This window comes from Halopseudomonas maritima, from assembly GCF_021545785.1.
GTDB classification, from domain to species: Bacteria; Pseudomonadota; Gammaproteobacteria; order Pseudomonadales; family Pseudomonadaceae; genus Halopseudomonas; species Halopseudomonas maritima.
Window position 1 is genome coordinate 3,230,550 of the sequence record NZ_CP079801.1, and the last position, 24,143, is coordinate 3,254,692.

23 protein-coding genes are annotated in these 24,143 nt (G+C 61.8%); 11 read left to right on the forward strand and 12 right to left on the reverse strand.

From position 1 onward, the window contains the following. Positions 1-202: 202 nt before the first annotated feature. From rpoS to HV822_RS14980, 3 genes are all read left to right on the forward strand, one after another. Positions 203-1,111 (forward strand): RNA polymerase sigma factor RpoS, encoded by a 909-nt coding sequence (gene rpoS / locus HV822_RS14970; RefSeq protein ID WP_396264906.1) that lies wholly within the window; start codon positions 203-205, stop codon positions 1,109-1,111. 251 nt (positions 1,112-1,362) lie between these two features. Next, positions 1,363-1,935, forward strand: a complete 573-nt coding sequence (locus HV822_RS14975) for a LemA family protein (protein ID WP_238870952.1) — start codon at positions 1,363-1,365, stop codon at positions 1,933-1,935. Next, positions 1,932-2,849: a GIDE domain-containing protein gene (locus HV822_RS14980; protein WP_238870953.1), complete on the forward strand. Its 918-nt coding sequence runs from the start codon at positions 1,932-1,934 to the stop codon at positions 2,847-2,849. Before HV822_RS14975 ends, HV822_RS14980 begins: the two co-directional genes overlap by 4 nt. Positions 2,850-2,922: 73 nt before the next feature. Here HV822_RS14980 and HV822_RS14985 read toward each other — a convergent pair whose 3' ends face one another. The 3 genes from HV822_RS14985 to HV822_RS14995 all read right to left on the reverse strand — a co-directional run bounded on the left by HV822_RS14985 (position 2,923) and on the right by HV822_RS14995 (position 6,605). Beyond that, on the reverse strand, positions 2,923-4,983 hold the full coding sequence (locus tag HV822_RS14985) for a putative bifunctional diguanylate cyclase/phosphodiesterase (protein WP_238870954.1): 2,061 nt from the start codon (positions 4,981-4,983) through the stop codon (positions 2,923-2,925). A gap of 205 nt (positions 4,984-5,188) precedes the next feature. Continuing rightward, positions 5,189-5,770, reverse strand: coding sequence for a superoxide dismutase [Fe] (sodB, locus tag HV822_RS14990; RefSeq protein WP_238870955.1), 582 nt, complete (start codon positions 5,768-5,770; stop codon positions 5,189-5,191). A gap of 223 nt (positions 5,771-5,993) precedes the next feature. After that, on the reverse strand, positions 5,994-6,605 hold the full coding sequence (locus HV822_RS14995; protein ID WP_238873625.1) for a LysE/ArgO family amino acid transporter: 612 nt from the start codon (positions 6,603-6,605) through the stop codon (positions 5,994-5,996). Between the two features lie 100 nt (positions 6,606-6,705). Here HV822_RS14995 and HV822_RS15000 point away from each other — a divergent pair, with 100 nt between their 5' ends. Next, positions 6,706-7,599, forward strand: coding sequence for a LysR family transcriptional regulator ArgP (locus HV822_RS15000; protein WP_238870956.1), 894 nt, complete (start codon positions 6,706-6,708; stop codon positions 7,597-7,599). Positions 7,600-7,613: 14 nt separating this feature from the next. Here the strand turns inward: HV822_RS15000 and HV822_RS15005 are convergent, their stop codons facing one another. Together HV822_RS15005 and HV822_RS15010 are read right to left on the reverse strand one after the other, a co-directional pair. Beyond that, positions 7,614-8,672: a saccharopine dehydrogenase family protein gene (locus HV822_RS15005; protein WP_238870957.1), complete on the reverse strand. Its 1,059-nt coding sequence runs from the start codon at positions 8,670-8,672 to the stop codon at positions 7,614-7,616. A gap of 72 nt (positions 8,673-8,744) precedes the next feature. After that, positions 8,745-9,107 carry a hypothetical protein gene (locus HV822_RS15010; protein WP_238870958.1) on the reverse strand — a complete coding sequence of 121 codons (363 nt, stop codon included), beginning with the start codon at positions 9,105-9,107 and terminating at the stop codon, positions 8,745-8,747. A gap of 227 nt (positions 9,108-9,334) precedes the next feature. Here HV822_RS15010 and HV822_RS15015 point away from each other — a divergent pair, with 227 nt between their 5' ends. Then, complete coding sequence (locus HV822_RS15015) at positions 9,335-10,225, forward strand: ATPase (RefSeq protein ID WP_238870959.1); 891 nt, start codon at positions 9,335-9,337, stop codon at positions 10,223-10,225. After that, on the forward strand, positions 10,225-10,860 hold the full coding sequence (locus HV822_RS15020; RefSeq protein ID WP_238870960.1) for an acyl carrier protein phosphodiesterase: 636 nt from the start codon (positions 10,225-10,227) through the stop codon (positions 10,858-10,860). The genes HV822_RS15015 and HV822_RS15020 overlap by 1 nt, the downstream gene beginning before the upstream one ends. Here the strand turns inward: HV822_RS15020 and HV822_RS15025 are convergent. Together HV822_RS15025 and HV822_RS15030 are read right to left on the reverse strand one after the other, a co-directional pair. Continuing rightward, positions 10,794-11,498 (reverse strand): lysophospholipid acyltransferase family protein, encoded by a 705-nt coding sequence (locus tag HV822_RS15025; RefSeq protein WP_275419380.1) that lies wholly within the window; start codon positions 11,496-11,498, stop codon positions 10,794-10,796. The two genes, HV822_RS15020 and HV822_RS15025, sit on opposite strands and share 67 nt — an antisense overlap. A gap of 104 nt (positions 11,499-11,602) precedes the next feature. Next, the gene (locus HV822_RS15030) at positions 11,603-12,355 is read right to left on the reverse strand and encodes a GNAT family N-acetyltransferase (protein WP_238870962.1); all 753 of its coding nucleotides are present in this window, start codon (positions 12,353-12,355) and stop codon (positions 11,603-11,605) included. Positions 12,356-12,529: 174 nt separating this feature from the next. On the opposite strand from HV822_RS15030, the gene HV822_RS15035 reads away from it, so the two are divergent. Continuing rightward, on the forward strand, positions 12,530-13,315 hold the full coding sequence (locus HV822_RS15035; protein WP_238870963.1) for an oxygen-binding di-iron domain-containing protein: 786 nt from the start codon (positions 12,530-12,532) through the stop codon (positions 13,313-13,315). Positions 13,316-13,352: 37 nt separating this feature from the next. Then, positions 13,353-14,513 carry a phospholipase D-like domain-containing protein gene (locus HV822_RS15040; protein WP_238870964.1) on the forward strand — a complete coding sequence of 387 codons (1,161 nt, stop codon included), beginning with the start codon at positions 13,353-13,355 and terminating at the stop codon, positions 14,511-14,513. Positions 14,514-14,568: 55 nt separating this feature from the next. On the opposite strand, the gene HV822_RS15045 is transcribed toward HV822_RS15040, so the two are convergent. The 3 genes from HV822_RS15045 to HV822_RS15055 form a co-directional block, all read right to left on the reverse strand. Continuing rightward, on the reverse strand, positions 14,569-15,333 hold the full coding sequence (locus HV822_RS15045; RefSeq protein ID WP_238870965.1) for an enoyl-CoA hydratase: 765 nt from the start codon (positions 15,331-15,333) through the stop codon (positions 14,569-14,571). A gap of 112 nt (positions 15,334-15,445) precedes the next feature. Beyond that, entirely contained in the window at positions 15,446-16,375 is a 930-nt protein-coding gene (locus HV822_RS15050) for a 2Fe-2S iron-sulfur cluster-binding protein (protein ID WP_238870966.1), read from the reverse strand. After that, positions 16,368-17,495: a GGDEF domain-containing protein gene (locus HV822_RS15055; RefSeq protein ID WP_238870967.1), complete on the reverse strand. Its 1,128-nt coding sequence runs from the start codon at positions 17,493-17,495 to the stop codon at positions 16,368-16,370. Before HV822_RS15055 ends, HV822_RS15050 begins: the two co-directional genes overlap by 8 nt. 269 nt (positions 17,496-17,764) lie before the next feature. Between HV822_RS15055 and HV822_RS15060 the strand changes: the two genes are divergently transcribed. Further along, positions 17,765-19,291, forward strand: coding sequence for a fumarate hydratase (locus tag HV822_RS15060; RefSeq protein WP_238870968.1), 1,527 nt, complete (start codon positions 17,765-17,767; stop codon positions 19,289-19,291). Between the two features lie 145 nt (positions 19,292-19,436). Here HV822_RS15060 and HV822_RS15065 read toward each other — a convergent pair whose 3' ends face one another. Further along, the gene (locus tag HV822_RS15065) at positions 19,437-20,024 is read right to left on the reverse strand and encodes an HvfX family Cu-binding RiPP maturation protein (RefSeq protein ID WP_238870969.1); all 588 of its coding nucleotides are present in this window, start codon (positions 20,022-20,024) and stop codon (positions 19,437-19,439) included. Between the two features lie 52 nt (positions 20,025-20,076). Continuing rightward, a complete protein-coding gene (gene pyk, locus HV822_RS15070) occupies positions 20,077-21,528 on the reverse strand; it encodes a pyruvate kinase (protein WP_238870970.1) in 1,452 nt (483 codons plus the stop codon). A 93-nt stretch (positions 21,529-21,621) separates the two neighbouring features. On the opposite strand from pyk, the gene edd reads away from it, so the two are divergent. Both edd and pgl read left to right on the forward strand, forming a co-directional pair. After that, positions 21,622-23,430, forward strand: a complete 1,809-nt coding sequence (gene edd, locus HV822_RS15075; protein ID WP_238870971.1) for a phosphogluconate dehydratase — start codon at positions 21,622-21,624, stop codon at positions 23,428-23,430. Further along, positions 23,427-24,143 carry a 6-phosphogluconolactonase gene (gene pgl, locus HV822_RS15080; protein WP_238870972.1) on the forward strand — a complete coding sequence of 239 codons (717 nt, stop codon included), beginning with the start codon at positions 23,427-23,429 and terminating at the stop codon, positions 24,141-24,143. Before edd ends, pgl begins: the two co-directional genes overlap by 4 nt.

Sequence of the window (24,143 nt, forward strand, 5' to 3'; positions counted from 1 at the left end):
AAAAGGTTCGATTGGCAGTCCAGCGCAGTCGCGAAGTGCACGCCGGGATCGGGTCAGTGCTGCGGCTGTTGAGATACCGCGTTTTTCTGATATTTGGGGCGCGCATATGGCAGTCAAAAATAAGAAACCGCCAGAGCAAAGCTTGGCAGCAGGTAGTAGGCTATCGCAGAGCGACATCAAGGTTGATGAGGAGGTGCAAGGAATGCCCGTATCCGTCGAACGTCCCCAGCGTGTTACCCCGCGCAATCACCGCCGGGAGAACGCCTTCGAGTTTACCAAGGAGCTGGATGCTACTCAGCTCTATCTGAATGAAATCGGTTTTTCCCCGCTGTTGACACCTGAAGAAGAGGTGCATTTTGCCCGCCTGGCGCAGAAAGGGGATCCGGCTGGCCGCAAGCGCATGATTGAAAGCAACTTGCGCTTGGTGGTGAAGATTGCGCGACGCTACGTGAATCGCGGGCTGACGCTGCTCGACTTGATCGAGGAGGGTAACCTGGGGCTGATTCGTGCGGTGGAGAAATTTGACCCCGAGCGTGGCTTCCGCTTTTCGACCTACGCGACCTGGTGGATTCGGCAGACCATTGAGCGCGCGATTATGAACCAGACGCGCACCATTCGCTTGCCGATCCATGTGGTGAAAGAGCTGAATATCTACCTGCGCGCGGCCCGTGAGCTGACGCAGAAGCTTGATCACGAACCCTCTCCAGAAGAAATCGCTCATTTGCTCGACAAGCCGGTTGAAGACGTCAAGCGCATGCTCGGCCTGAATGAGCGAGTGGCCTCGGTAGACATGTCTCTGGGCCCAGATTCTGACAAGACCCTGCTGGATACGCTCACCGACGATCAAGGTGGCGACCCCTGTGACCTGCTGCAGGATGATGACCTCAACGCGAGCATTGACCAGTGGCTGGGTGAGCTGACCGAGAAGCAGTGCGAGGTGGTGACCCGGCGGTTTGGTTTGCGTGGTCATGAAAGCAGCACGCTGGAGGAGGTGGGGCGTGAGATCGGTCTGACCCGTGAGCGGGTACGACAGATTCAGGTCGAGGCCCTCAAACGCCTGCGTGACATCCTCGAGCAGCACGGTCTGACCGGCGAGTCGCTGTTCCAGTAAGCTAGCCGGGGCCGTCTGTTGGCGGCCCCGGAATATTCCTGCCTGCTTATCCTTCCTGAAAAAAACGCCTCGCAGCGGCAGCTGGCATTAGTCAGCGCTGACCAAGTTCTTTCTTCTTGTGTGCTGCGTTCCACGTTGCGGAGCGCGATGTTTTTGCGTGCGCCGGCGCCTGTGGAATTAATCAGGGCTTCCTTTATAGTGTGGCCTGTGCCTGCGCAGCTGTGCGCGTTAATTACCAAAGGAGATGGGTGATGGAACTGACGACGGTTATCGTGCTGGTGGTGTTGGGTGTGGTGTTGTTGTACGCGATCATGTTGTACAACCAGCTGGTCAGCGTGAAACACGCGGTCAGTCAGGCCTGGTCCAATATCGACGTGCTGCTGCGCCAGCGTCATGACGAGCTGCCCAAGCTGGTCGATGCCTGTCGCCGTTACATGACGCACGAGAGCCAGACGCTGGAGCGGGTGATCGCTGCGCGTAGCGCGGTGGCGTCGGCGCGGGCAGACGAAGACGTCCAGGGTGTTGGACGCGCAGAGTCGGTGTTGCGCGCCGGCTTGGGACAGTTGTTTGCGCTGGCTGAGAACTACCCTGAGCTGAAGGCCAATGAGTCGTTTCAGCACCTGCACGAGCGCATCAGCGGCCTGGAAAATGGCATCGCTGACCGGCGCGAGCTATACAACGCTGCAGTCAACATCAACAACGTGCGGATTGAGCAGTTCCCGGAGGTGTTGCTGGCTCGTCTGTTCGGCTTCAAGGCGGCCGAGCTGCTGCAGTTCAGCGAGGAAGAGACGGCGGATGTCGACGTGCGGGCGCTGTTTTCGTGATTGATGTTCATGGCGTACTGCTGTTGTCCACGCCTGCTTATTACATCTTTAGTTGCCTCGCCAGCGCGCTGGCGTTGTTCTTTCTGATGGCGATGTTTCGGCGCTGGCGGCGCGCGCGTTGGCTGGAAGACACTCCTACCTCACGTATTCGCTCTGCTGCCCAGGGGCTCGTCGAGCTGCAGGGAACCTTGGACGCCGGTGGACATGAGCCGCTGATCTCGCCGCTGGGTGAGGTGGACTGTCTGTGGTACCGCTTTGTCGTGGAGGAATATCAGCGTACCGGCAAGAACAAGGAATGGCGTACGGTGGAGAAGGGCGAGTCGGAGCGTCCTTTCTTGCTACGCGACGATACCGGTAGCTGCTGGATCAAGCCCAAGGGGGCAGACGTGCATCCGCGCCAGCGGCGGCGCTGGGAAGGTAGTCAGCGCTGGCCGGCGGGCCGCAATGTGCGTACCGGCTTTTTGGCGGGGTTGCTTGGTAGTCGATACCGTTACACCGAGGAATGGTTTTCCGAGGGCGAGATGCTGTACGCGCTCGGCTGGTTCGAAAGTCGCGGAGGTGGTCGTGAAGCGATTGATCAGCAGGCTATTGCGCGTCAGGTAATCAGCGGCTGGAAGGCCGATTATGATGATCTGCTGGCACGTTTTGATCGTAACGCTGACGGCCAGATCGACCTGCAGGAGTGGCAGCAAGTGCGCGCCGCGGCCGGTCGTGAGGCCGAGCGCTTGGCGCGGGTAGAGGGGCGCCAGCCTGTGGTGCATGTCTTGGCCAAGCCTGCACGCTATGGCTTGCCGTTCATCTTGTCAGATCACCATGAAGAGGATTTGAGCCGCCGCATGCGGCGCGGTGCGGTCTGGTGCATGCTCGGACTAGGTGTCAGCATGCCGCTGGCTTGCTGGTTCTGGCTGGCCTAGGGGCTGTTGCCGCATTGTTCATTTGCTTGCCAGAGGCCATGTTCTGGCCAGGCTAGGCGCAATACCGCATCCCTTACTGTGTTACTTGCTGTTGTGGTCGTGAGGCGTTGTAGCTGCGAACCCAGTCGTCGAATGCCGAGGCCGACAATGGGCGACTGTAGTAGTAACCCTGACCCTCGTTGCAGCCTTGGGCGGTGATGTAGGCTTCTTGCTCGGCGGACTCCACCCCTTCGGCAATGACCTGCATATTGAGGCTGCGCCCCAGTTGAATGATGGCGCGCACGATGGTGGCATCGTCCTCGTCCACTAGAACGTCCTGGACAAAGCTGCGATCAATCTTGATCTTGTCTAGGGGCAGGCCTCGCAGATAGCTGAGCGATGAGTAGCCGGTTCCGAAGTCGTCGATGGCAATCTGCACTCCGGCCTTCTTGAGGCTGTTCAGGTGACCCGCGGCGGCAGCGATATCTTCCATCAAGCCGGTCTCGGTCACCTCCATCTCCAGGCAGCGCGGGGGCAGTTTGTAGCGTTGTATGAGGTTGGTCACCATGCGCGACAGTTCGCTGTGGTGAAGTTGGACGGTTGAGAGGTTAACTGCCATGCGCAGGTCGGTCATACCTGTGTCATGCCAGAGACGCAGCTGGCGACAGGACTGATCCAGGACCCATTCCCCGATGCTGATGATTGCGCCGTTCTGTTCGGCCAGCGGAATGAACAGGTCGGGCGGTACCAGACCGCGCTCCGGGTGGTGCCAGCGCAGCAGGGCTTCTACCCCGACTACCCGGTGATCTTCGAACGACACCTGAGGCTGGTATACCAGATGAAATTCATTGCGATCCAGTGCGCCGCGCAGCTCCTTGTCCAGCTCGCGGCGTACGCGCATCTCGCTATCCAGGCTGGCGATATAGAACTGGTAGCGGTTACGTGAGCGCGCTTTGGCCAGCATCATGGTTTGTTCGGCTTTCTGCAGCAGCTTTTCGGCGTTGTCACCGTCGTCGGGGAACAGGGTGATGCCGATGGTGGCGCGCAGGCTGACCGAGTGTTCGCCAATCTCGAAAGTACGGCCAAGGTCGTCAAGAATGGTTTGTGCCAGCTCGGCTGCCTCGTAGGGCTCGCCGACGCCGGTTTGTACCAGTGCGAACTGGTCGCCGCCCAGGCGAGCCAGGCTGCCCAGGCGTCCGCTGTTGGCGCGCAGGCGATCGGCGACGGTAACCAGCAGGCTGTCGCCGGATTGGTAGCTGAATTGCTCGTTGATCTCTTTGAAGTCATCCAGGCCGCAAACCAGAACTGCAACGCCGCGCTGTCGCCGGCCGGCGTCGGCCAGAATACGACCTAGCTGTTCCTGCAGCATGCTGCGGTTTGGCAGCCCTGTGAGGTGGTCGTGTTGGGCCATGTGCAGCAGATTCGCTTCGGCTTCGCGGCGCCGGCTACTGTTGCGCTCGATTGACTCAAGCAGCTCGTTGGCCTTGATGATCCAGAGACCGAGTTCGTTCTTCTCCTGGCCCGGCAGCATGGGGATGTGCATTTTGCCTGGATGGTCTGGATTGATGTCGCTGATACGCTCGATGATTGCCGCCAGCGGCTTGGTGAGCAGCAGGTGATACAGCAGGTACAGCGCCAATGCCATAGCCATAGCGCGTAGTACACCGGAAATCAAGATGATCAGGGAGTCCTGCAGGAAGTCCTGTCCGTAGTGGACGGTGTCCAGCACGATGCGCAAATCACCGTAGTACTCGTTGTAGGGCTCTCGGCCGAACAGGCCTACGCTGTAGTGCTGTTCTACACCAAACAGCCAGTCAGTGACGACGCGCACGGGGCTTTGGGTTAGCGGGCGCTCGCGGCTGGCTAGCTGGGTTTCGTCCGGGTGGCCAATGGAGGCGAAGCGGACAGCGGGGTGCTCAAACAGCCCGCCAATCACCTGTAACGCCATTTCTCGGTCCAGGCTGTAAACAGCCTGGGTGGCCGGGTCCTCCGACATGGCGAGGATTTGCTCGGCGGTGCTATCAATCTGTAGGCGTTCTTTGCGCAGATCAAAACTGATTTGACCCAGGCTCAGCACTACACCCACCAGTAGTGCCCATAATAGCACTAGGCGTAAAAGTCTGACCGAAAGACTGTGTCTGCGCTCGAGCTTCAAGGTGTTCTTGTTCCTGTCCTGGTAATGTCTGCGCTTGAGGCATCATGCAGGGGAGGAGGTCTATGCGCAATAGCTGCACATACCGGTGTTCTCCCGCCAAGGTGGCTATCAGGAAACATTAACTTGGCGTCAAAATGCAATCATTTTTTCAGCCAAAACGCAAACACCCTGCCGGAGCAGGGTGTTTGCGGTATTGCTGGCGGGATCAAGCGGCGAAGTTTTTCGCTACAAAGTCCCAGTTGACCAGGTTCCAGAACGCCTCAACGTACTTCGGACGTGCGTTGCGGTAGTCGATGTAATAGGCATGTTCCCATACGTCGCAGGTCAGCAGCGGAGTGTCGCCGCTGGTCAGCGGGCAGCCGGCGCCGATAGTGCTGGCCAGTGCCAGGGAGCCATCAGACTTCTTGACCAGCCAGCCCCAGCCGGAACCGAAGGTGCCGATGGACACTTTGCTGAACTCTTCCTTGAAAGCTGCGAAGGAGCCAAACGCCTTGTTGATGGCCTCAGCCAGCTCGCCAGTCGGCTCGCCGCCGCCGTTCGGGCTCAGGCAGTTCCAGTAGAAGGTGTGATTCCAGATTTGCGCTGCGTTGTTGAATACGCCGCCGCTGGAGGTCTTGATGATATCTTCCAGGCTCTTGCCTTCATACTCGGTGCCAGGAACCATGTTGTTCAGGTTGACCACATAGGTGTTGTGGTGCTTGCCATGGTGGAATTCCAGCGTTTCTGCCGAGATGTGCGGCTCCAGCGCGTTTTTCTCGTAGGGGAGTGCGGGTAGTTCAAAAGCCATGATCTCTCTCCATCGTCAGGTATCAGGGTCTGCATTGCACGGGCGTTGTCCGAATGCAAATGCCGACGGGGTGCCGTGTTGGGTCACGGTCAATGTTGCTGCGCCTTCTGCGAACTGTCGGTATCAACGGCCGCAGGGCGCTGCCCGTCTTGCGATCGGGAAGACCCGATGATAGCACCTGATATCCGCCCTATCCACGCACCTTCCATGGGGTTTTTCTCGGTCAGAGGCTCTGTAGTGCGGGCTGGGCGAGTGACCAGGCGACCGTCAGCATCATGCCAGCGACCATCAAATCGATTAGCCGCCAGGTCAAAGGTCGCTGCAAAACGGGTGCCAGGCGGGCGGAGCCAATGGCCAGCAAGGTAAACCAGAGGATGGAGGCGCTGGCCGCGCCCAGCGCGAAGACCAGTGGCAGGCTGTGTTGTGCCGCCAGACTGCCGATCAGCACCATGGTGTCCAGGTAGACGTGGGGGTTGAGCAGGGTGACGGCCAGGGTGGTGAGCAACACCGTGCGGCGTGAGCGGGCGGGCGCGCGCATGGCTTCCAGGCCGCGTGGTGAAAGGGCTCGCCATAGTGCTTGGGTGGCGTAGATCAGCAGAAACACCACGCCGCCCCAGCGGGTGATTTCCATCGCCAGCGGGTGCGCCTGCAGCAACGCCGACAGGCCGAATGTGCCGGCGAGAATCAGTATTGCATCGCAGCTCATACAGATCAGGGCTACGCTGATGTGATGCTCACGACGCAAACCCTGGGCGAGTACGAAGGCGTTTTGCGCGCCGATGGCCATGATCAGGCCGGCGGCGGCGATCAGGCCGTGGAAGTAGCTGTAGAACAGAGTGGGCATAAGGGCTTCCTAATTAACAATGGCGGCAGTCTGCGCTGGACAGAGTGATAAGGAAAACAAATAATCCTCATGATTCATTAGGAAAAGTAATGTGGTTGATTACAAGCTGCTGGTCGCCCTGGCTGCGGTTATCGAGCATGGCGGCTTTGAACGAGCGGCATCGCATTTGGGGCTGTCCCAGTCTGCGGTATCGCAGCGTATCAAGTTGCTGGAGGCGCGCCTGGGGACTGCCGCGCTGGTGCGCAGCGCGCCGCCGCAGGCAACGGCGGCAGGCCAGCGGCTGCTCAACCATGTGCAACAGGTACGACTGCTGGAGCGTGATCTGCAAGCCGATCTGCCCCAGATTGCGGATCAGGGTGGTCGTACTCGCCTGCGGGTGGCGTTGAATGCTGACAGCCTGGCGACCTGGTGGGCCGCAGCCGTTTCTGGCTGGTGTGAACGGGAGCAGGTATTGCTGGACCTGCAGGTGGAAGATCAGGACGTAGGGTTGCGCCGCATGCGCAGTGGTGAGGTGGCGGCCTGCCTATGCGCCGCGGAGCAGCCGGTGGCCGGGGCGCGCAGTGCGCTGCTGGGGCAGATGCCCTACCTGGCCGTGGCCAGTCCGGCCTTTGTGCAACGGCACTTTGCTGGAGGGCTGCAGGGGCTGGCGGCGCGGGAGGTGGCGCGGGTGCCGGCAGTAGTATTTGGGCCGGATGACCAGTTGCAGCATCGTTTTGTCCAGCAGTTCGGTGTTGTTGGCGAGTTTGACTATCATCTGTGCCCCTCGTCGGAGGGCTTTGTGCGGATGCTTGAGGCGGGTGTGGGCTGGGGCATGGTGCCGGCGCTGCAGGTAACCGATGCGCTCGCCACAGGGCGGTTGCAGCAACTGCTGCCCAGTCAGGCACTGCAGGTGCCGCTGTACTGGCATTACTGGCGCAATGGCGGGCAACTGCTCAATGGCCTGACTGAACAGTTGCTGCGCCTGGCGCCAAAGTTGTTGCGCTGAGTGCGCTCGGCTTGTTACTCAATGAGCATGCTGCCGGAGCCCGGCAGCTTTTCGATGCAGTCGCTGCCCAGCAGGCGCGAGGGGGTGTAGTAGCCGGGAGCCGGCTCGTTTTCAAGCAAAAACGCGACAGCCATGAGGGCGCCCTCGACTGTGACGTCATAGCCGTTGGCGGTTTCGATGCGCGCCACCACCTTCCGCCCTGCGCGGTTTTGCGCCTCGCCCCAGACATAGCTGCGCGCGGATTCGCGTTGCTGGGTGTCGGGCCCGAGGATACGGCGTGCGACCAGATATTTAAGCAGAGCCTGGATCGGTGCCAGGCCCAGCAGCGGGCGCAGACGATCCAGGCGGCGCAGGCGAGCGGCTGCGCTGGGCGCCATCGGCAGGAACACCTCGATATGGTCGATGCCGGTGGAGAACCAGGCGGTGGCGATGTCGCCCCAGGGAATGGTCACCGCGTGCTTGGTGCCATTGCCAAAGTCGATCTCGCGGCTCTGGTAGGCCAGCGGCACGCTGACGATGCGGTCATCCTTGCGTATGCGGCCGCCATATTTGAGCCCTTCAACCGAGGTTTTGGCGGTGCCTGGCGATAGCGCGCTGCGCGAGTCAAAGCCCAGGGCCAGCCGGTCGGCATCGGGTAGTTCCTGTTTCAGGCGGGCGGCGATGCAGTCGGTCGGTATCACGTCAAAACCGACGCCCGGGCAGATAACAATGTTGGCTTGTTCGGCATCAGCCTGCCGCGCCTGGGCTGCAACAAAGGCATCAATCTCGCCGGTGATATCCAGGTAGTGACAACCGGTGGCGAGACAGGCTTCGATCAACGGCGCGCTGGTGGCGGAGAAGGGGCCAGCGCAGTTCAGCAGCACCTTTTGCTCTGCCATAATGTGCTGCAAGGCGGCCTGATCGCTAAGGTCAAATGTCTGGTGAGGCAGTTTCAGTGACTCGCCGAGACGAGCGATGGCTGCGCCGTTGCGGCCAGCCAGTATCGGCTGCAGCCCGCGTGCGGCGGCGGCCTTGGCCAGCAGTTGGCCGGTGTAACCATTGGCGCCGTAGATCATCCATTGCGACATGCACATGCTCCTGAATACGGGGACGCACTCAGATTAATGGCTGTCGACGGCTTGCGCCAGCGCCGCAGCGTGACGCGCTTAGCCGCGGATCACCTGGCCGCGATAGATGCGCACGCTGCCGCTAGGGGCGTTGCCCTGGTCGGTGTCGGCCTCCAGGCGTGCTCTGTTTTCCTGCCGGTGCTGAAATTGCCGAGCGGCAATGGCACCCTGCGCAAGGGGGGAGGGCTGAACGGCCGGCTCCGGCGCGTGCACCAGGCCCGCCAGACGGCTACCCAGTTCGCGAATCTCCAGCTCGCTGCTGTCACGACTCAGGCCAATCATGTGTTCAACGGCATCTGGATCACCCAGGCGCACAGTGACGCCCAGAGAGCGCTTGAGCTGACGTCGTAGCGCGGTCATGCAATCCAGTGTGGCGCGGTTGAACTGTGCCTCTGCAATCATGTTCATACCTCCGTAGGTCGCTGGTAGGGTGAAGGTGTGGTAGCCAAGTCAAATTTCGGTAAGCAGAATGTGTACCAATCTGCTGAGTGGCTGGGGGGAATGCGGCGTGTAGCCTGGTTCTTCGGTCACGGAAGTGACGTCAGATGATTGGCGTGCAGCGCGCTGGTGCAGGCTTGCACTGCTCTGGCGCAAGGGTTTTGGTTTGTTCAGGTGGGTAAGGTAAAGCAATGAAAGAGCCAGAATTGGGTGAACTGCCCAGCATCAGTGCTGTACGGGAGCGGCCCTCGGCTGAGACCAAGGCGCCTCGCTCTCGCGGAGCGGAGAACACGCTTCGTGCCGAGCCGCCGCCACGCGCTGCGGTGGCCGGCACCGGTGCGCTGTGGGCTCTGTGTGCGGCGCTCAGCCTGGCGCTGATCGGGCTGGGGTATTGGACGCACCAGCAGCAGCGGGCGTTGAAGCAGCAACTGGTTTCGACTCAGAACAGTTTTGCGCGGATCAGCGAGGAGGCCTCCGGGCGGATCCAGGATATCACTGGTCAGGTGTCTGCCAGTCAGGATAGCTTTGGCGCCGCCGAGCAGGCTCGACAAGAGCAACTCAAACGGCTGCAGGACGCGTTTGCGGCGTTGGAAAAGCGTCAGGCTGAGCAACAACAGCTACTTGAGCAACTGGATCAGCGTGGAGAGCGCCGTGGCCAGCAGTTGGTAGCCCAGCAGCAGGCGCTGCAGGCCCTGAGCGAGCGCAGTGAGCAGCAACTGGCCGACGCCGAGCAGCGCGGCGTTGAGCTGGCGGCTGTAAAAAACCAGCTTGCCGAGGCCGAACAGGGGCTCGAGCAGGTCTTTAGTGAGCTGGCAGGGTTGGCGGCACTTGAGTTGCAGCTAGGGCAGCAGAGCGAGCGACTGGATGAGCAGCGTCAGGCGCTGGCTAGCTTGCAGAATCAGGACCATTCGGCGGAGGTAGACCAGGCGCTGCTGGTGCTGCGCAGCGAGCTGGATCAGCGCCTGGGAGCAACCGATCAGGCGCTGAAGGCGATCGACAGCTTTCGTCTGCAGACCAACCGCAGCCTGAGCACCCTGCAAAACCAGTTGAGCGCGCTGCACCGCCGGGTTGAGGGTAACTGATGAACTTTTTGGCCCATCTGCTGCTGGGGTCGGCCTCGGCTGAACAGGCGCTGGGCAGCATGCTGGGTGACTTCGTCAAAGGCCCGGTGCAGCAGCTGGACTTGCCAGAGGCGGTGCGTGGCGGTGTCTGGTTGCATCGGCGCATCGACAGCTACACCGATGCGCACCCTCTGGTGCTGCAGAGCAAGGCGCGTATCAGTGGAGAGCGCAGGCGCTTTGCCGGGATTCTGGTCGACATGTTCTACGACCACCTGCTGGCACGGCACTGGGCGAACTTTGCTGATCGGTCGCTCGATGACTTCAGTCAGGATGTGTATCGCCAGTTGCGCGCCCAACGGGCATTGATGCCGGAGCGCGCGTGGACCGTCGTGAGTTACATGAGTGAACAGGACTGGTTGGGCAGCTACGCCGAGCTGAGACACTTGCACCGGGCGGTCGATAACATGGCCCGGCGGTTTCGTCGTGAAACGGCTCTACCGGGCGGCGTGGCGGAGCTTGAGGCAGCGTATCAAGGGTTTGAGGACGATTTTCTGGCTTTCATGCCGGAGCTGCAGCGCTTTGCCGAGGATCAGGCGGCCGCCTTGACCTCGGCGGGCTCGCTGGCTGACTTGCCATCATCCAGGCCTAGCGCCTGACAGACCGAGGCATGTGCGCTGCGTGCCAGCTGGTTGCGGTTCAACGCGCTGCTGTCCAGCAGCGGCAGGAAATGAATCTCCACGTCGATATCCCGTGAGCCCAGCAATCGCCACAGATGCTGCGAGAACTCGTCGTCATCGATAAAGGGTGCCACCGCGTCCCGTTGACCAGCGTAGCGGTAGGCAACGGCGACTGGCTGGGTTGGTACCTGCGCCTCAATGGCGGCCGCCAGCAGGCGGCCGTGAAAGGTGCGTACCCGATCGCCTGCGGTGGTGGTGCCCTCGGCGAACATCACCAGGCTGCGGCCTGCTGCCAGCACGTCGTTCAACTGGTCCTGCACGGTACTGGAGGTGCCTTGACCGCGCTGAATGAAGCAGGTGCCGGCCGCGCTGGCCAGCCAGCCGATGACAGGCCAGTTGCGCACCTCTGCCTTGGACAGAAAATGCACCGGCGCTTGAGCGCCGAGCACCACAATATCCAGCCAGGACACATGGTTGCTTACCCACAGGGCGGTTTGCCCGGGCGCGGTGCCCTGTACCCGCACCCGCAGGGGTAAAATGCGGATCAGGTTGCGGAGCCACCAGCGGGTGAGCTTTTGCCGTTGCCGATCAACCCGCGCTGGTAGCAACCATTGCATCAGTTGAGCCCAGCACACCAGCAGCAGCCCGCACCCGATCCAGCCGATGACTGCGCACAGGCGCAGTAGCCGTCGAGGCATACTTACCGAGCGCGCAGCCATGCTCAACTGGCCTTGAAGTGACGTGCGTAGCGCGGACACAGTTGTTCGCGGCGCAGCAGAATGAACACGTCGGCACAGTTGAATTCCGGATCCCAGCAGGGCTCGCCGCAGACCTTGGCGCCCAGGCGCATGTAGGCCTTGAGCAGCGGTGGCAGCTGGGCGGTGACGTTGTCTGGCAGGGTGCGCTCGGGCAGCGGCAGACGTGGAATGGCGTTGAGGTAGTCGCGATTCAGGTAGCGTCCGCGCAGGCGCTGCATGATGGCGTGGGCCTGTATGCCGCCATCGTTCATGTCGATGCTGGCGCAGCCCATCAGATAGCCGTACTGGCGCTCGTTCATCAGTTGGGCCAAGCCGGACCAGAGCACCGAGATGGTTGCGCCGTTGCGGTAGTTGGCGTGTACGCAGGTGCGTCCAATTTCCATGATGTCGCCGCGCAGGTCCGTCAGGCCAACCAGCTGGAACTCGCTCTCGCTGTAGAAACCACCCGCCGCGCCGGCCCGGCTGCTATCGAGAATGCGGGTGGTGGCCACTACCTGACCGCTACGCTGATCGCGCACGATCAGGTGTTCGCAGTGCAGGTCGTAGTGGTCCTGATCCAGCCCGGGCTCGGTGCTGTGCAGCTGGGCGCCGCACTCCTGTCCAAATACCTGATAGCGCAGGGCTTGTGCGGCCTGCAGGCTGGCGGCATCGGTTGCCAGTTCCACGGTCAGGTGACGATTGCCGGATTCTTCAAGGGCGAAAGCTGCTTGGGTCATGGACACCTCCATCTGGGCATCAGCTGCTGTTGTTCAGGCTGAGCCTATGGCGCGGTGGTGTCAGTCGCGTGAATCTGTGGTGACGTTCCTGTGACGCTCGCTTCGTTGATACAAGTCAGTAGCCAGCCTCCGGGTGGAGGGTATAACAGCGGCTTTTGCGTCGAGGTGCCAACAATGACGGGTTCGCCCAGGGTTCTGTTTGATAACGGTGAGCACAAGGTGCTGTGCTTCGATCAGTTGGTCAGTGGCGATGGTGTGCAGTCAAACCAGTTTCTGATCATCGATCATGATCAGCATGCATTGCTTGATCCGGGGGGCGACCTGACTTACACGCCCCTGTCACTGGCGGTGAGTCGGCATATTCCGCTGCAGGAGCTGACCTATGTGTTTGCCTCGCACCAGGACCCGGACATTATCGCGTCACTCGACAAGTGGTTTCTGCACACCGGATGCCGCGTGGTGTGCTCGAAGCTGTGGGCGCGCTTCTTGCCGCACCTGAGTGCCAGCTACCTGACCAAGCATACCGGCTTGAGTACCACCGAACGCATGATCGCGGTGCCGGACCGCGGTATGGACATTCCGTTGGGCCGCTGCCAAATCAAGGTATTGCCTGCCCACTTTCTGCACTCTGTAGGTAATTTGCACTTCTATGACCCGCTCAGTGGCATCCTGTTTTCTGGTGATATGGGTGCTTCCATGGTGGATGATGCGGAACCGGTGACCGACTTTGCTGCTCACAGGAGCAGTATGGAAGGTTTTCATCGGCGCTACATGGCGGGCAACAAGGCCTGCCGCCTGTGGGCAAACATGGTCCGGCGGCTGCAGCCGAAGATGATTGTGCCGCAGCACGGCAGTCCCTTTGCAGATGCTGATACCATCAACGCCTTTCTGGATTGGATCAGCGAGCTGGAATGCGGGCTGGACCTGCTGACGCAGGAGGATTACTGCATTCCAGCGTAACGGCGGCTGCCTCTGACTGGTGGCCTAAGGACAGATTATGCAGGCACCGGTTTATCCCTGGCGTGAGGGTAATCGCTTCAATTTGCGCGTGGATGGGGAGTCCTTCTTCCCGCACATGCTGTCGTGTTTCGAGCAGGCGCAAAAGAGCATTGATATCGAGCTGTATCTGGTGGAAACAGGACGCAGCACGCGACAGTGGATCGATGTGATGCTGGCTGCCCGCGAGCGCGGGGTGCAAGTGCGCTGCCTGCTGGATGGGGTCGGTAGTGACGGCCTGCAGGCGAGCGAGCGCAAGGAGCTGGAGCAGGCCGGGGTGGTCTTGCGCTTTTACAACCCGCCCAGGCTGCTCAGCGGTTCGCGCTTGTTTCACCGCGATCACCGCAAGCTGTTTGTGATTGACCGACGCCTTGCGCTGGTGGGCGGCACGGGCATCACCGACGAGTTCTGCCAGCCCGATCCGCAGACCGGTACCGCCCTTTGGCATGAGCAGCTGCTGGAAATTGAGGGCCCGGTAGTCGAGGACTGGGTATCGCTGTTCGAGTACGAGTGGGAGCGTGTCGAGGAGCGAGCCAGGCCAGGGCTGGCAGCAGTGCGTCGCGGCCAGGTGCCGCCGTTGCCGGCCGGGCGTGATGGCCAGGGCCGGGTTGCCTACGTTGGCGCGCGGGAGCAAAAAGAAGTGGTGGCTTCGCTGCTGGCTGCGGTGAAGCGATCGGAGCGGCGCGTCTGGCTGACCACCCCTTATTTTCTGCCGTCACGGCGTATTCGCTGGGCGTTGTCTCGTGCCGCGCGGCGTGGTGTCGATGTACGTCTGCTACTGTGCGGCATGACCATCGATCACCCGCCAGTGCGTTACGCCGGTCAGCGCTATTACACGCGTTTGCTTAAGGCCGGCGTAAAAATCTACGAGTACCAGCCCCGGTTTACTCACCTGAAAACGGCACTGGTGGACGACTGGGTGTCGCTGGGCTCCTGTAATTTTGACCACTGGACGCTGCATTGGAACCTGGAAGCTAATCAGCAGGCGGTGGATAGTGAGCTGGCGGCGGCGGTGGCCAAGAGCTTTGAGAATGACTTTGAGCAAAGCCGCTTGTGGACGCTGGCTGAGTGGAAAGAGCTGCCCTGGTCGCACCGTTTCAAGATTCGTTTCTGGGGGCAGATCAACCGCTGGGTAATGTGGGTGTTTGGTATTCCGCGTTAAGGAAGCAATCTCTCTGCGCCTCGGCTGGCGCAGAGAGACTGAGGAGCAGCCCGAATCAGTTGAAAACGGGTTTGCGCTTCTCCATAAAGGCGGTCAGCGCTTCCTTGGCTTCGGCACCGCTGAGCAGGGTGGCGAAATGCTGTCCTTCGGTTTCCATGACCTCATCGGCGGTGCGGCTGATGCCGTTGCGGATCAGTTGCTTGGTCAGGCGTACCGAGCTGGGCGGCAGCTCAGCGATGCGCAGGGCCGCGGCGCGGGCAGCGTCCAGCACGGCCTGGCCGACCGGCAGCGCCTGGTTGGCCAGACCGATCTCGCAGGCGCGACTGCCATTGATCTCCTCGCCCAGCAGCAGTAACTCAGCGGCGCGGGGGTGGCCCAACAGGCGCGGCAGCAGGAAGCTGGAGCCGGCCTCCGGACAGAGCCCAAGGTTGACGAAGGGCATTTTCAGGCGCGCGTTCTGCGCCACATAAATCAAATCGCAATGCAGCAGCATGGTGGTGCCGATGCCGACGGCAGGGCCGTTCACGGCGGCAATGATGGGTGTGCTGGCATGGCAGATGGCCTTGAGGAAACGGTACACCGGGCTGTCGGTGCCGGAGCGCTCGTTCTTGATGAAGTCGCTTACGTCATTGCCGCTGGTAAAACACTCTGTGCTGCCTTGAATGATGATGGCGCGGATGCTGTTGTCGTTCTCGGCCGCGGCGATGGCGTCGCCCATGTCGCCGTACATCTCGCGGGTCAGCGCGTTCTTCTTGTCGGCGCGGTTCAGGGTCAGGGTCAGCACGCCCTGGCTACGGTCGATCAGCAGATGGTCGCTCACGGTTATTCCAGCCTGTGTTGTCGTTTAGGGAAGCGCAGGCATGCTCGCACGTCTGGCTGGAGCTGGCAGCAAAGCACAACCTGTTGAATGGCTGAGCATAACAGGGCCGCATTCAGCGCCGGGTGAACACCTCGTGCAGCACCTGGGTTCGGCTTAGTCCAGCCATAAACAAGGGGCGGCCCAGACGCTCCACGAAGGTCTGGGAGCCGCAGGCCAACGCCAGTGTGCGGCGCGAGGGGACGCGCAGGCGCTGCAGGTCTGCTTCAAAGTGCTGCCGCTGGCGCAGCGCTAGTTGCAGGTTGGGGTGAGCCTTGGCCAGTTGTTCGAGTTCGTCCTGCAGGTAGCAGGGCTGCTCGCCCCGTTGCCAGTGCCATAGCGTGATACCCGCTGTGTGTCCCTGTTGCAGCGCGTCCCGGGCGATGGCCTGGAGTGGGGCCAGCCCGGTGCCGCGCGACAGCAACAGGAGTGGACGGTCCTGCCAGTCAGGTTGGTAGTGCAGGTGCCCGCTGGGGCTTCCCAGGTAACACTGGGCGCCAACGCCCAGGTGTTGCAGGCGCTCACCGAATTGGCTGCCCGGGCGTTGCTGGAGGTGAAACTCAAGCAGCGGGCTGCCCGCTTGGCTGGCAATGGAAAAGGTTCTCGCCGTGCCGCAGGGTAGCCAGATGACCAGGTGTTGTCCGGGGTGAAAACGCAGCGCTCTGGCCGGGCGCACTCGCAGGCGCAGGACCAGGGCATTCAGCTGTGTCAGTTCTTCAATATGGGCTGGCAGACCATCGGTAGCGGGGTCGTACAGACTCAGGTGCAAATCCTGCTGAACGTTGCACTGGCAGGCCAGTAGCCAGCCTTCTGCCTGCATGGCGGGTGACAGAGACGCCTGCGCCGCCTGTGGCGCCGCTCCCGGCTGGCTACGGACCAGGCAACTTTGGCAGTGCCCGCTGCGGCAGGAATAGTTGATGGGCAAGCCCGCGGCCAGTAGCTCGTCCAGCAGGTTGCTGCCGGCCGACACGCGCAGGCGGCGGTCAGCAATCTGGATATCAGGCATAACTGGGCTGGTGTAACTCGCAACGGTTGCGGCCGCTATTTTTGGCCAGATACAGAGCCTGGTCTGCATCGTTTAGGCAGACTTCCAGGTCATCCTCCGGGCGGATCACGCAAAGACCCGCCGAGAGACTACAGTGCACGCCTGCCGGCAGCGCGTCAAAGTTGAGGACGGCAAAGGCGGTACGCAAGCGCTCCATACACTGCAGCAGGGCTTCGGGGTTACTATCGCCGAGCAGAATGACAAACTCCTCGCCGCCAAAGCGTGCGACCAGGTCGCCGTCGCGCAGGCTGTTGCGAGCCAGTTCGGCAAAGCCCTGCAAGACCTCGTCACCGGCGGCGTGGCCATACAGGTCGTTGATGCGTTTGAAGTGATCCAGGTCGATCAGTGCGAGGCCCAGTTGCTGGCTGGGGCGCATCAGGGTCATGCGACGTTGCGCTTCGGTAAGAAAGTGGCGGCGGTTGGCCAAGCCGGTCAAGGCATCGGTGGTGGCCAGGTTCTGCAGTTGCCCCATCATGCCGCGCAGGGTTTCCTGGTGAGCCTGCAGGGTGTTGTGGCGCCGTTGCAGGCGTTCGCGCAGCTCACGGATATAGCTGCCGGTCAGGCTCAAACAGAACAGGAAGCAGGCCAGTACAAACCACTCGACCAGGCTCAGGGTAAAGCTGCGAGCGCCGGGTTTGAAATAGTGCTCCAGGGTGATCAGCAGCCCAAAGCACACCAGTGCCAGGCCTGACTGAATATGAAAGTCCCGCCGCGACAGCTGAAAGATGCCGAAGACCAGAATGTTGGCGTAGATCATGATGAGGGTGCCGCGCAGCGGGCCGGCAAAGGCTAGCAGGTAGGTGATCAGCAAAATGGCCACGACAATTTGCGCGTTGGTCATGCTGGGGTCTTTCAGGCGCAGGTTCCAGTTACTGCGCATCAGCAGCAGGAACACCAGCTGGGTGCTCAAGCCCAACAGGATATGGCTGAACACCAGCAAGGCCGAGCCTTGGTAGTGCCCGACTGCCCAAGCGACGCCAATCACCAGGTAAGTGATCAGGTAGTTGATCTGGGCGAGGTAAAAACGCTGCAGCCTTAATGCCTGAAACTTGGCTGTCTTGGAATCTGGCGCCTCACTCACTCTGTTTGCCTCCGAATGATGGCATTATGACGTCAATTTATCGGGTATCTGTCGTTTTGCAAGCGCTTTTCTAGCGGCATGCAGCAAATGTGATCAATGCCCGGTGTTCGACTTCTGTCAGATGGCGCTGTCCTGCCGGTGCGGCTCGGGTATACTTATGCGCGCTTTTTCAGGGCCAGTTGACCCGCAGAGTCGGCGGCCCCATCCCGTGAGTCTGGTTTGGCGCCCCCAGCGTCACCAGCAGCCACAATGCAGAGGAGCTGTCCGAGATGGCCGTTATCAAGCAAGACGATCTGATTCAGAGCGTCGCCGACGCGTTGCAGTACATTTCCTACTACCATCCGGTAGATTTCATTCAGGCCGTACACGAGGCCTATCAGCGCGAAGAGTCGCAGGCTGCCCGTGATGCCATGGCGCAGATTCTGATCAACTCGCGCATGTGTGCTACCGGACATCGTCCGATCTGCCAGGACACCGGCATTGTCACTGTGTTCGCCCGCGTAGGTATGGATGTGCGCTGGGATGGCGCCACCATGAGCCTGGACGACATGATCAATGAAGGCGTGCGCCGCGCCTACAACCTGCCTGAGAACGTGCTGCGCGCCTCCATTCTGGCTGATCCGGCCGGCAAGCGCGCCAACACCAAGGACAACACCCCGGCCGTGATCCACTACCAGATCGTGCCAGGTGACAAGGTCGAGATCGACGTGGCAGCCAAGGGCGGTGGATCCGAGAACAAGTCCAAGATGGTCATGCTCAACCCCTCCGACTCGATCGTCGATTGGGTGCTCAAGACCGTGCCGACCATGGGCGCTGGCTGGTGCCCGCCGGGCATGCTGGGCATCGGCATTGGTGGTACGGCCGAGAAGGCTGCGGTGCTGGCCAAAGAGTCGCTGATGGACTCCATCGACATCCACGAACTGCGTGCCCGTGGCCCGCAGAACCGGGTCGAAGAGCTGCGTCTGGAGATCATGGACAAGGTCAACGCGCTGGGCATCGGCGCGCAAGGCCTGGGCGGTCTGACCACCGTGCTGGACGTCAAGATCAAGGATTACCCGACCCACGCAGCCAGCCTGCCGGTCTGCATGATCCCGAACTGCGCCGCGACCCGTCACGCGCACTTTGTGCTCGATGGCAGCGGCCCGGCAGTACTGGAAGCGCCGCCGATGGATGCTTACCCGGAAATCACCTGGGAAGTGGGCTCCAGCGTGCGCCGCGTCAACCTGGACACCGTGACGCCGGAAGAGGTGCTGAGCTGGAAGAGCGGTGAAACCGTATTGCTGTCTGGCAAGATGCTGACCGGCCGCGACGCTGCGCACAAGCGCATGGTCGACATGCTCAACAAGGGCGAAGAGCTGCCGGTTGATCTGAAAGGCCGCTTTATCTACTACGTTGGCCCGGTTGATCCGGTCCGTGACGAAGTGGTTGGACCCGCTGGCCCGACCACCGCAACCCGCATGGACAAGTTCACCCGCCAGATCCTCGACCAGACCGGTCTGCTGGGCATGATCGGCAAGTCCGAGCGCGGTCCGATTGCGATCGAAGCGATCAAGGATCACAAGGCGGTGTATCTGATGGCAGTCGGTGGCGCGGCGTACCTGGTTGCTCAGGCAATCAAGAAAGCCGACGTACTGGCCTTCCCGGAGCTGGGTATGGAAGCGATCTACGAGTTCGAGGTCAAGGACATGCCGGTCACCGTGGCGGTGGACACCACCGGTGAGTCTGCGCACATTACCGGCCCGCAGATCTGGCAGAAGAAGATTGCCGATAAAAGCCTGGCGGTTGAAGTGGAGTAAGCGCTTCGCCGTATAAAGAAGCCCCGCTGCGCGGGGCTTTTTTGTGTCTTGGCAGATCACGCCCTATAGGGCGGCCGCCGTCGCGTAGGGCGGAGAAAGCGCAGCGTCTCCGCAAGGGGGCGCTGCTTTTTCTTCATACTCTGGTTTAGCCGGTCGAGAGTCGACGTTTCAGCCAGTAATCAACACTCACCCAACGCCCACCGCCGGTAAAGAACAGACTCAGCAGCAGAATGAAGTAGGTGGCGGCGAACTCGATGCCGTTATTGAGTATGACCAGGCGGCCGCTGCTGCTCAGCCAGTCGTAGTTGCCGTGCTTCTGTAGCAGCGCCTTGGCGCGTGCCAGCTTCTCGGCGGAGGCAGCGACGCGGTCATTGGCGAAAAGCGAGTTGGGATCTGCAATGGCTGACCAGCCGTACGGCCAATGCACGGCAAAGGCCGCTACCAGCATGGTGATCATCAGCGGAGTGCTGATCCAGCGAGTCGCAAAGCCGATCAGCAGCAGTACCGCACCGACGACTTCGGTGAGCGCCGCCAGCCAGGCCAGCAGCTCAGGGAAGGGCAGGCCGAGGCCGTGTTCAAACCAGCTGATGGTTGAGTCGATATGGGCGAGTTTGCGGGTGCCGGCCATCCACATGATCGGTGCCAGATAAAGGCGGATCAGTAGCGGCGCAAGGAAGTCGAGGGTTTGGGTGCGGTCCAGCAGGCGCTGGGCCGGCAGCAGGGTAGAAAGCATGGCATCGGGTCCTTGGTGGTGACCACCAGAGGACGCCGATGCCGGCTGGTTGTTACACCAGCTCTTCGCCTACGTGCAGCAGCTTCATGGAGTTGGTGCCGCCACGGGAGTTGTAGACGTCGCCCTTGGTCAGAATAACCCAGTCACCGGGCTGCACATGGCCCGCGGCGAGCAGCCGGTTGACGGCTTGCTGGTTGATCTCGCTGGAGGGCAGCTCCGCCGGGTTGAACGGGATAGCCTGTACGCCGCGCATCAGCGAGACGCGGCCCAGGGTCTGGGCATTGGGCGACAGCGCGAAAATTGGCAGGTGCGAGCGGATACGCGACATGATCAGCGGGGTGTAACCGCTCTCGGTCAGGGTGATGATCGCGGTCACGCCCGGGAAGTGGTTGCCAGCATACATGGCAGCCAGTGCCACGGTTTCGTCGCAGCGTTCGAAGGTCTGGTACAGGCGGTGGCCGGACTTCTTGCTGACCGGCTGCTTTTCGGCGCCCAGGCAAACGCGGCTCATGGCGCGCACCGCTTCGACCGGGTAATCGCCGGCGGCGCTTTCGGCTGACAGCATAACCGCGTCGGTGTAATCCAGCGCTGCGTTGGCAACGTCGGACACCTCGGCGCGGGTCGGCATGGGGCTGGTGATCATGGATTCCATCATCTGGGTGGCGGTGATGACCACCTTGTTCTGCTTACGTGCGCGGCTGATGATGTGCTTCTGGATGCCGACCAGCTCGGCGTCACCAATTTCCACGCCCAGATCGCCACGGGCAACCATGACGGCATCGCTTGCCTGGATCAGGCCGTCGAGCGCCGCGTCATCGGCAACCGCTTCGGCGCGCTCAATCTTGGCGACCAGCCAGGCGTCGGATTCGGCGTCACGCAGCAGCTTGCGCGCCAGTTCCATGTCGGCGGCGTCACGGGGGAAGGAGACCGCCACGTATTCCATCTGCAGTTCGGCGGCGAGGTTGATGTCGGCGCGGTCCTTGTCGGTCAGCGCAGCAGCAGACAGGCCGCCGCCACGACGGTTGATGCCCTTGTTGTTGGACAGCGGGCCGCCGGTGGTAACGCGGCAGCGCACTTCATCGCGGCCGACACTCTCAACCTGCAGCACCACGCGGCCATCGTCCAGCAGTAGCTCGTCACCAGCGCGGCAGTCCTTGACCAGATCCGGGTAGTCCAGACCTACGACGTCCTGGTTGCCTTCCTCCAGTCCGTGGCTGGTGGACAGGCGGAAATGGTCACCCACCTCCAGGCTGATCGGGCCGTCGGCAAAGCGTCCGATGCGAATCTTCGGGCCTTGCAGGTCGCCTAGCAGGGCTACATGCTGGCCGTTCTCGGCAGCAATTTCGCGCACCAGACGGGCACGCTGGCGGTGCTCGTCTGCGCTGCCGTGGGAGAAGTTCAACCGGGCCACGTTCATGCCGGCGTTGATCAGCTCGGCAATACGTTCCGGGCTGCTACTGGCGGGCCCGAGGGTGGCAACGATCTTGGTGCGGCGCAGTGACATGCAGAGGTCCTTGTTCGGTGGGTTTTGGCTGCGTCCTACAATAGACCATAATGCCGTTAAACGGGTAGGTAGACAGTGAACGGAGCGGTGGTCATGCACCCTGAGGTAACGGCGGTAACAGAGCGGCTGCGAGCGCGCAGCCGCGATTCCCGGGCAGCTTATCTGGCGCAGATGGCGCAGGCACCAGCGGGTCGCAGCGGCTTGTCCTGCGGCAACCTGGCGCACGGCATGGCGGCTTGCTCCGCGCAGGACAAGGCTCGCATCCGCATGATCGATGAGGTCAATATCGGCATGGTCAGCGCCTACAACGACATGTTGTCGGCACATCAGCCCTATGAGCGTTATCCGCAGCTGCTGCGTGAATACCTGAGAAGCATCGGTGCCACCGGCCAGGTGGCAGGCGGCGTGCCGGCCATGTGCGACGGTGTAACCCAGGGCGAGCCGGGTATGGAGCTATCGCTGGCCAGCCGCGATGTGATTGCCATGGGCACCGCAGTGGCGTTGTCGCACAACATGTTCAATGGCGTCCTGTGCTTTGGCATCTGCGACAAGATCGTGCCAGGGCTGCTGCTGGGCGCGCTGCGTTTTGGTCATTTGCCGGTTGTTTTTGTGCCCTCCGGCCCGATGCCGAGCGGTTTGGCGAATAGCGAGAAGGTGCGCGTGCGCCAGTTGTACGCCGAGGGCAAGGTGGAGCGTGAACAGCTGCTGGCGGCTGAGAGCGCCTCCTATCACAGCCCCGGCACCTGTACCTTCTACGGCACCGCCAACACCAACCAGATGCTGCTGGAAGCCATGGGCCTGCAACTGCCGGGCGCGTCCTTTGTGGCGCCAGATACGCCGCTGCGTGACGCCCTTAGCAAGGCCGCAGCCAAGACCGCGGTGACCCTGGCGCGGGCGGGGCAGGGCAGTCTCTGTCAGGTGCTGGATGAACGGGCGTTGATCAACGCGGTGGTGATGCTGCTGGCGACCGGTGGCTCAACCAACCTGACGCTGCATCTGGTGGCCATCGGTCAGGCAGCCGGCTTGCAGCTGCGTTGGCAGGACATGGCAGACCTGTCGCAGGTGGTGCCGACGCTCGCGCACATTTACCCCAGTGGCAAGGCGGACATTAACCAGTTTCAGGCCGCTGGTGGCACCGCCTGGCTGTTTCGCGAGCTGCTGGCGGCGGGGCTGCTGCATGAAGATGTAGATACCGTCGCGGGCGCCGGGTTGGCGCGCTACTGCCAGGAGCCTTATCTGCGTGATGGTGAGCTTGCCTGGCGCGATGGTCCGCAGCACAGCCTGGACGATAGCGTACTGCGACCGGTCAGTGCGCCCTTTGCTGCTGATGGCGGCCTGCGCATGCTTGATGGCGAGCTGGGACGTGGCGTGATCAAGGTGTCGGCCGTGGCGCCGGAGCATCGTCAGGTAACGGCCCCGTGCCGTGTTTTCGATAGTCAGGAAGCTTTTGTCGCGGCCTTTGAGGCCGGTGAGCTGGCCCGTGACGTCATTGCGGTGGTGCGCTTTCAGGGGCCGGCAGCAAACGGCATGCCTGAGTTACATCGGTTGATGCCCTACCTGGGCGCGCTCCAGGATCGTGGTCATCGCGTTGCACTGGTGACCGATGGCCGGCTATCCGGCGCCTCGGGCAAGGTGCCGGCGGCTATTCATCTGTGCCCCGAGGCACTGCAGGGTGGCGCCATCGCGCGCTTGCGAGATGGTGATGTGCTCAGCCTTGATGCCGAGGCCGGGACCCTACAGGTCGATGCGACTGGCTGGCAGCAGCGCGATGCTGCATCTTGCCCGCAGGCGGTGCGCCGGGGCTGGGGCCGTGAGCTGTTTGCGTTCATGCGGGCTCAAGCCAGCTCGGCGGAGCTGGGTGCCAGTGTCTTTACCGCCGGACTGCAGGACGCGGATCAGTGAGTAGCGCACTGCTGGCCGCACTGCGCGAGCGCGGCGTTGGCTGGGTGCAGACACCCTCGCCGGGGGCCCAGGCGCGCGTGCTGGCCGAATCTGTGGCGATGTCGCTGCGCGAGGCCCAGGCAGCGCGCGGGCAGGCCAGGCTGGCTTTGTCCGGCGGTCGCAGCCCGATCCCCTTTCTCAAGGCGCTGGCATGCCATGTGCTTGACTGGGAGCAGGTCAAACTCACTCTGGTCGATGAGCGATGGGTGGCCGCAGATCAACCTGAGAGTAATGAGCGATTGTTGCGCACCCATCTGCAGCCGGTGTTTGACCGGTTGCAGTGGCAGGGGTTGTACCAAGGTACGAGCCCTGCGCAGGATGCGGCGCTGGCGGATAATGCGTTGGCCCGCTGGGCGCCTTTGGATGTCGTGGTGTTGGGGATGGGGCGGGATGGCCATACTGCCTCGCTGTTTCCCGGCCAGCCGCAGTTGAGAGAATGGCTAGAGCCCAGCGCCGGCGCATTATGCGCGGCTACACTGGCGGCAGACGGCTCGCCAAGGTTGACCCTGACCGGGCGTGCGTTACACTCCGCGCGCCGGCAGCTACTGGCGATCAGCGGCGAGCAGAAATTGCAGGTTCTGATCGACGCGCTGGAGCGCGAACCGCTGGATTGCCCGATAGCGGCGTTTTTGCGCGCGCCGCTGGAAATTCACTATTGCCCGGACCAAGCCTGA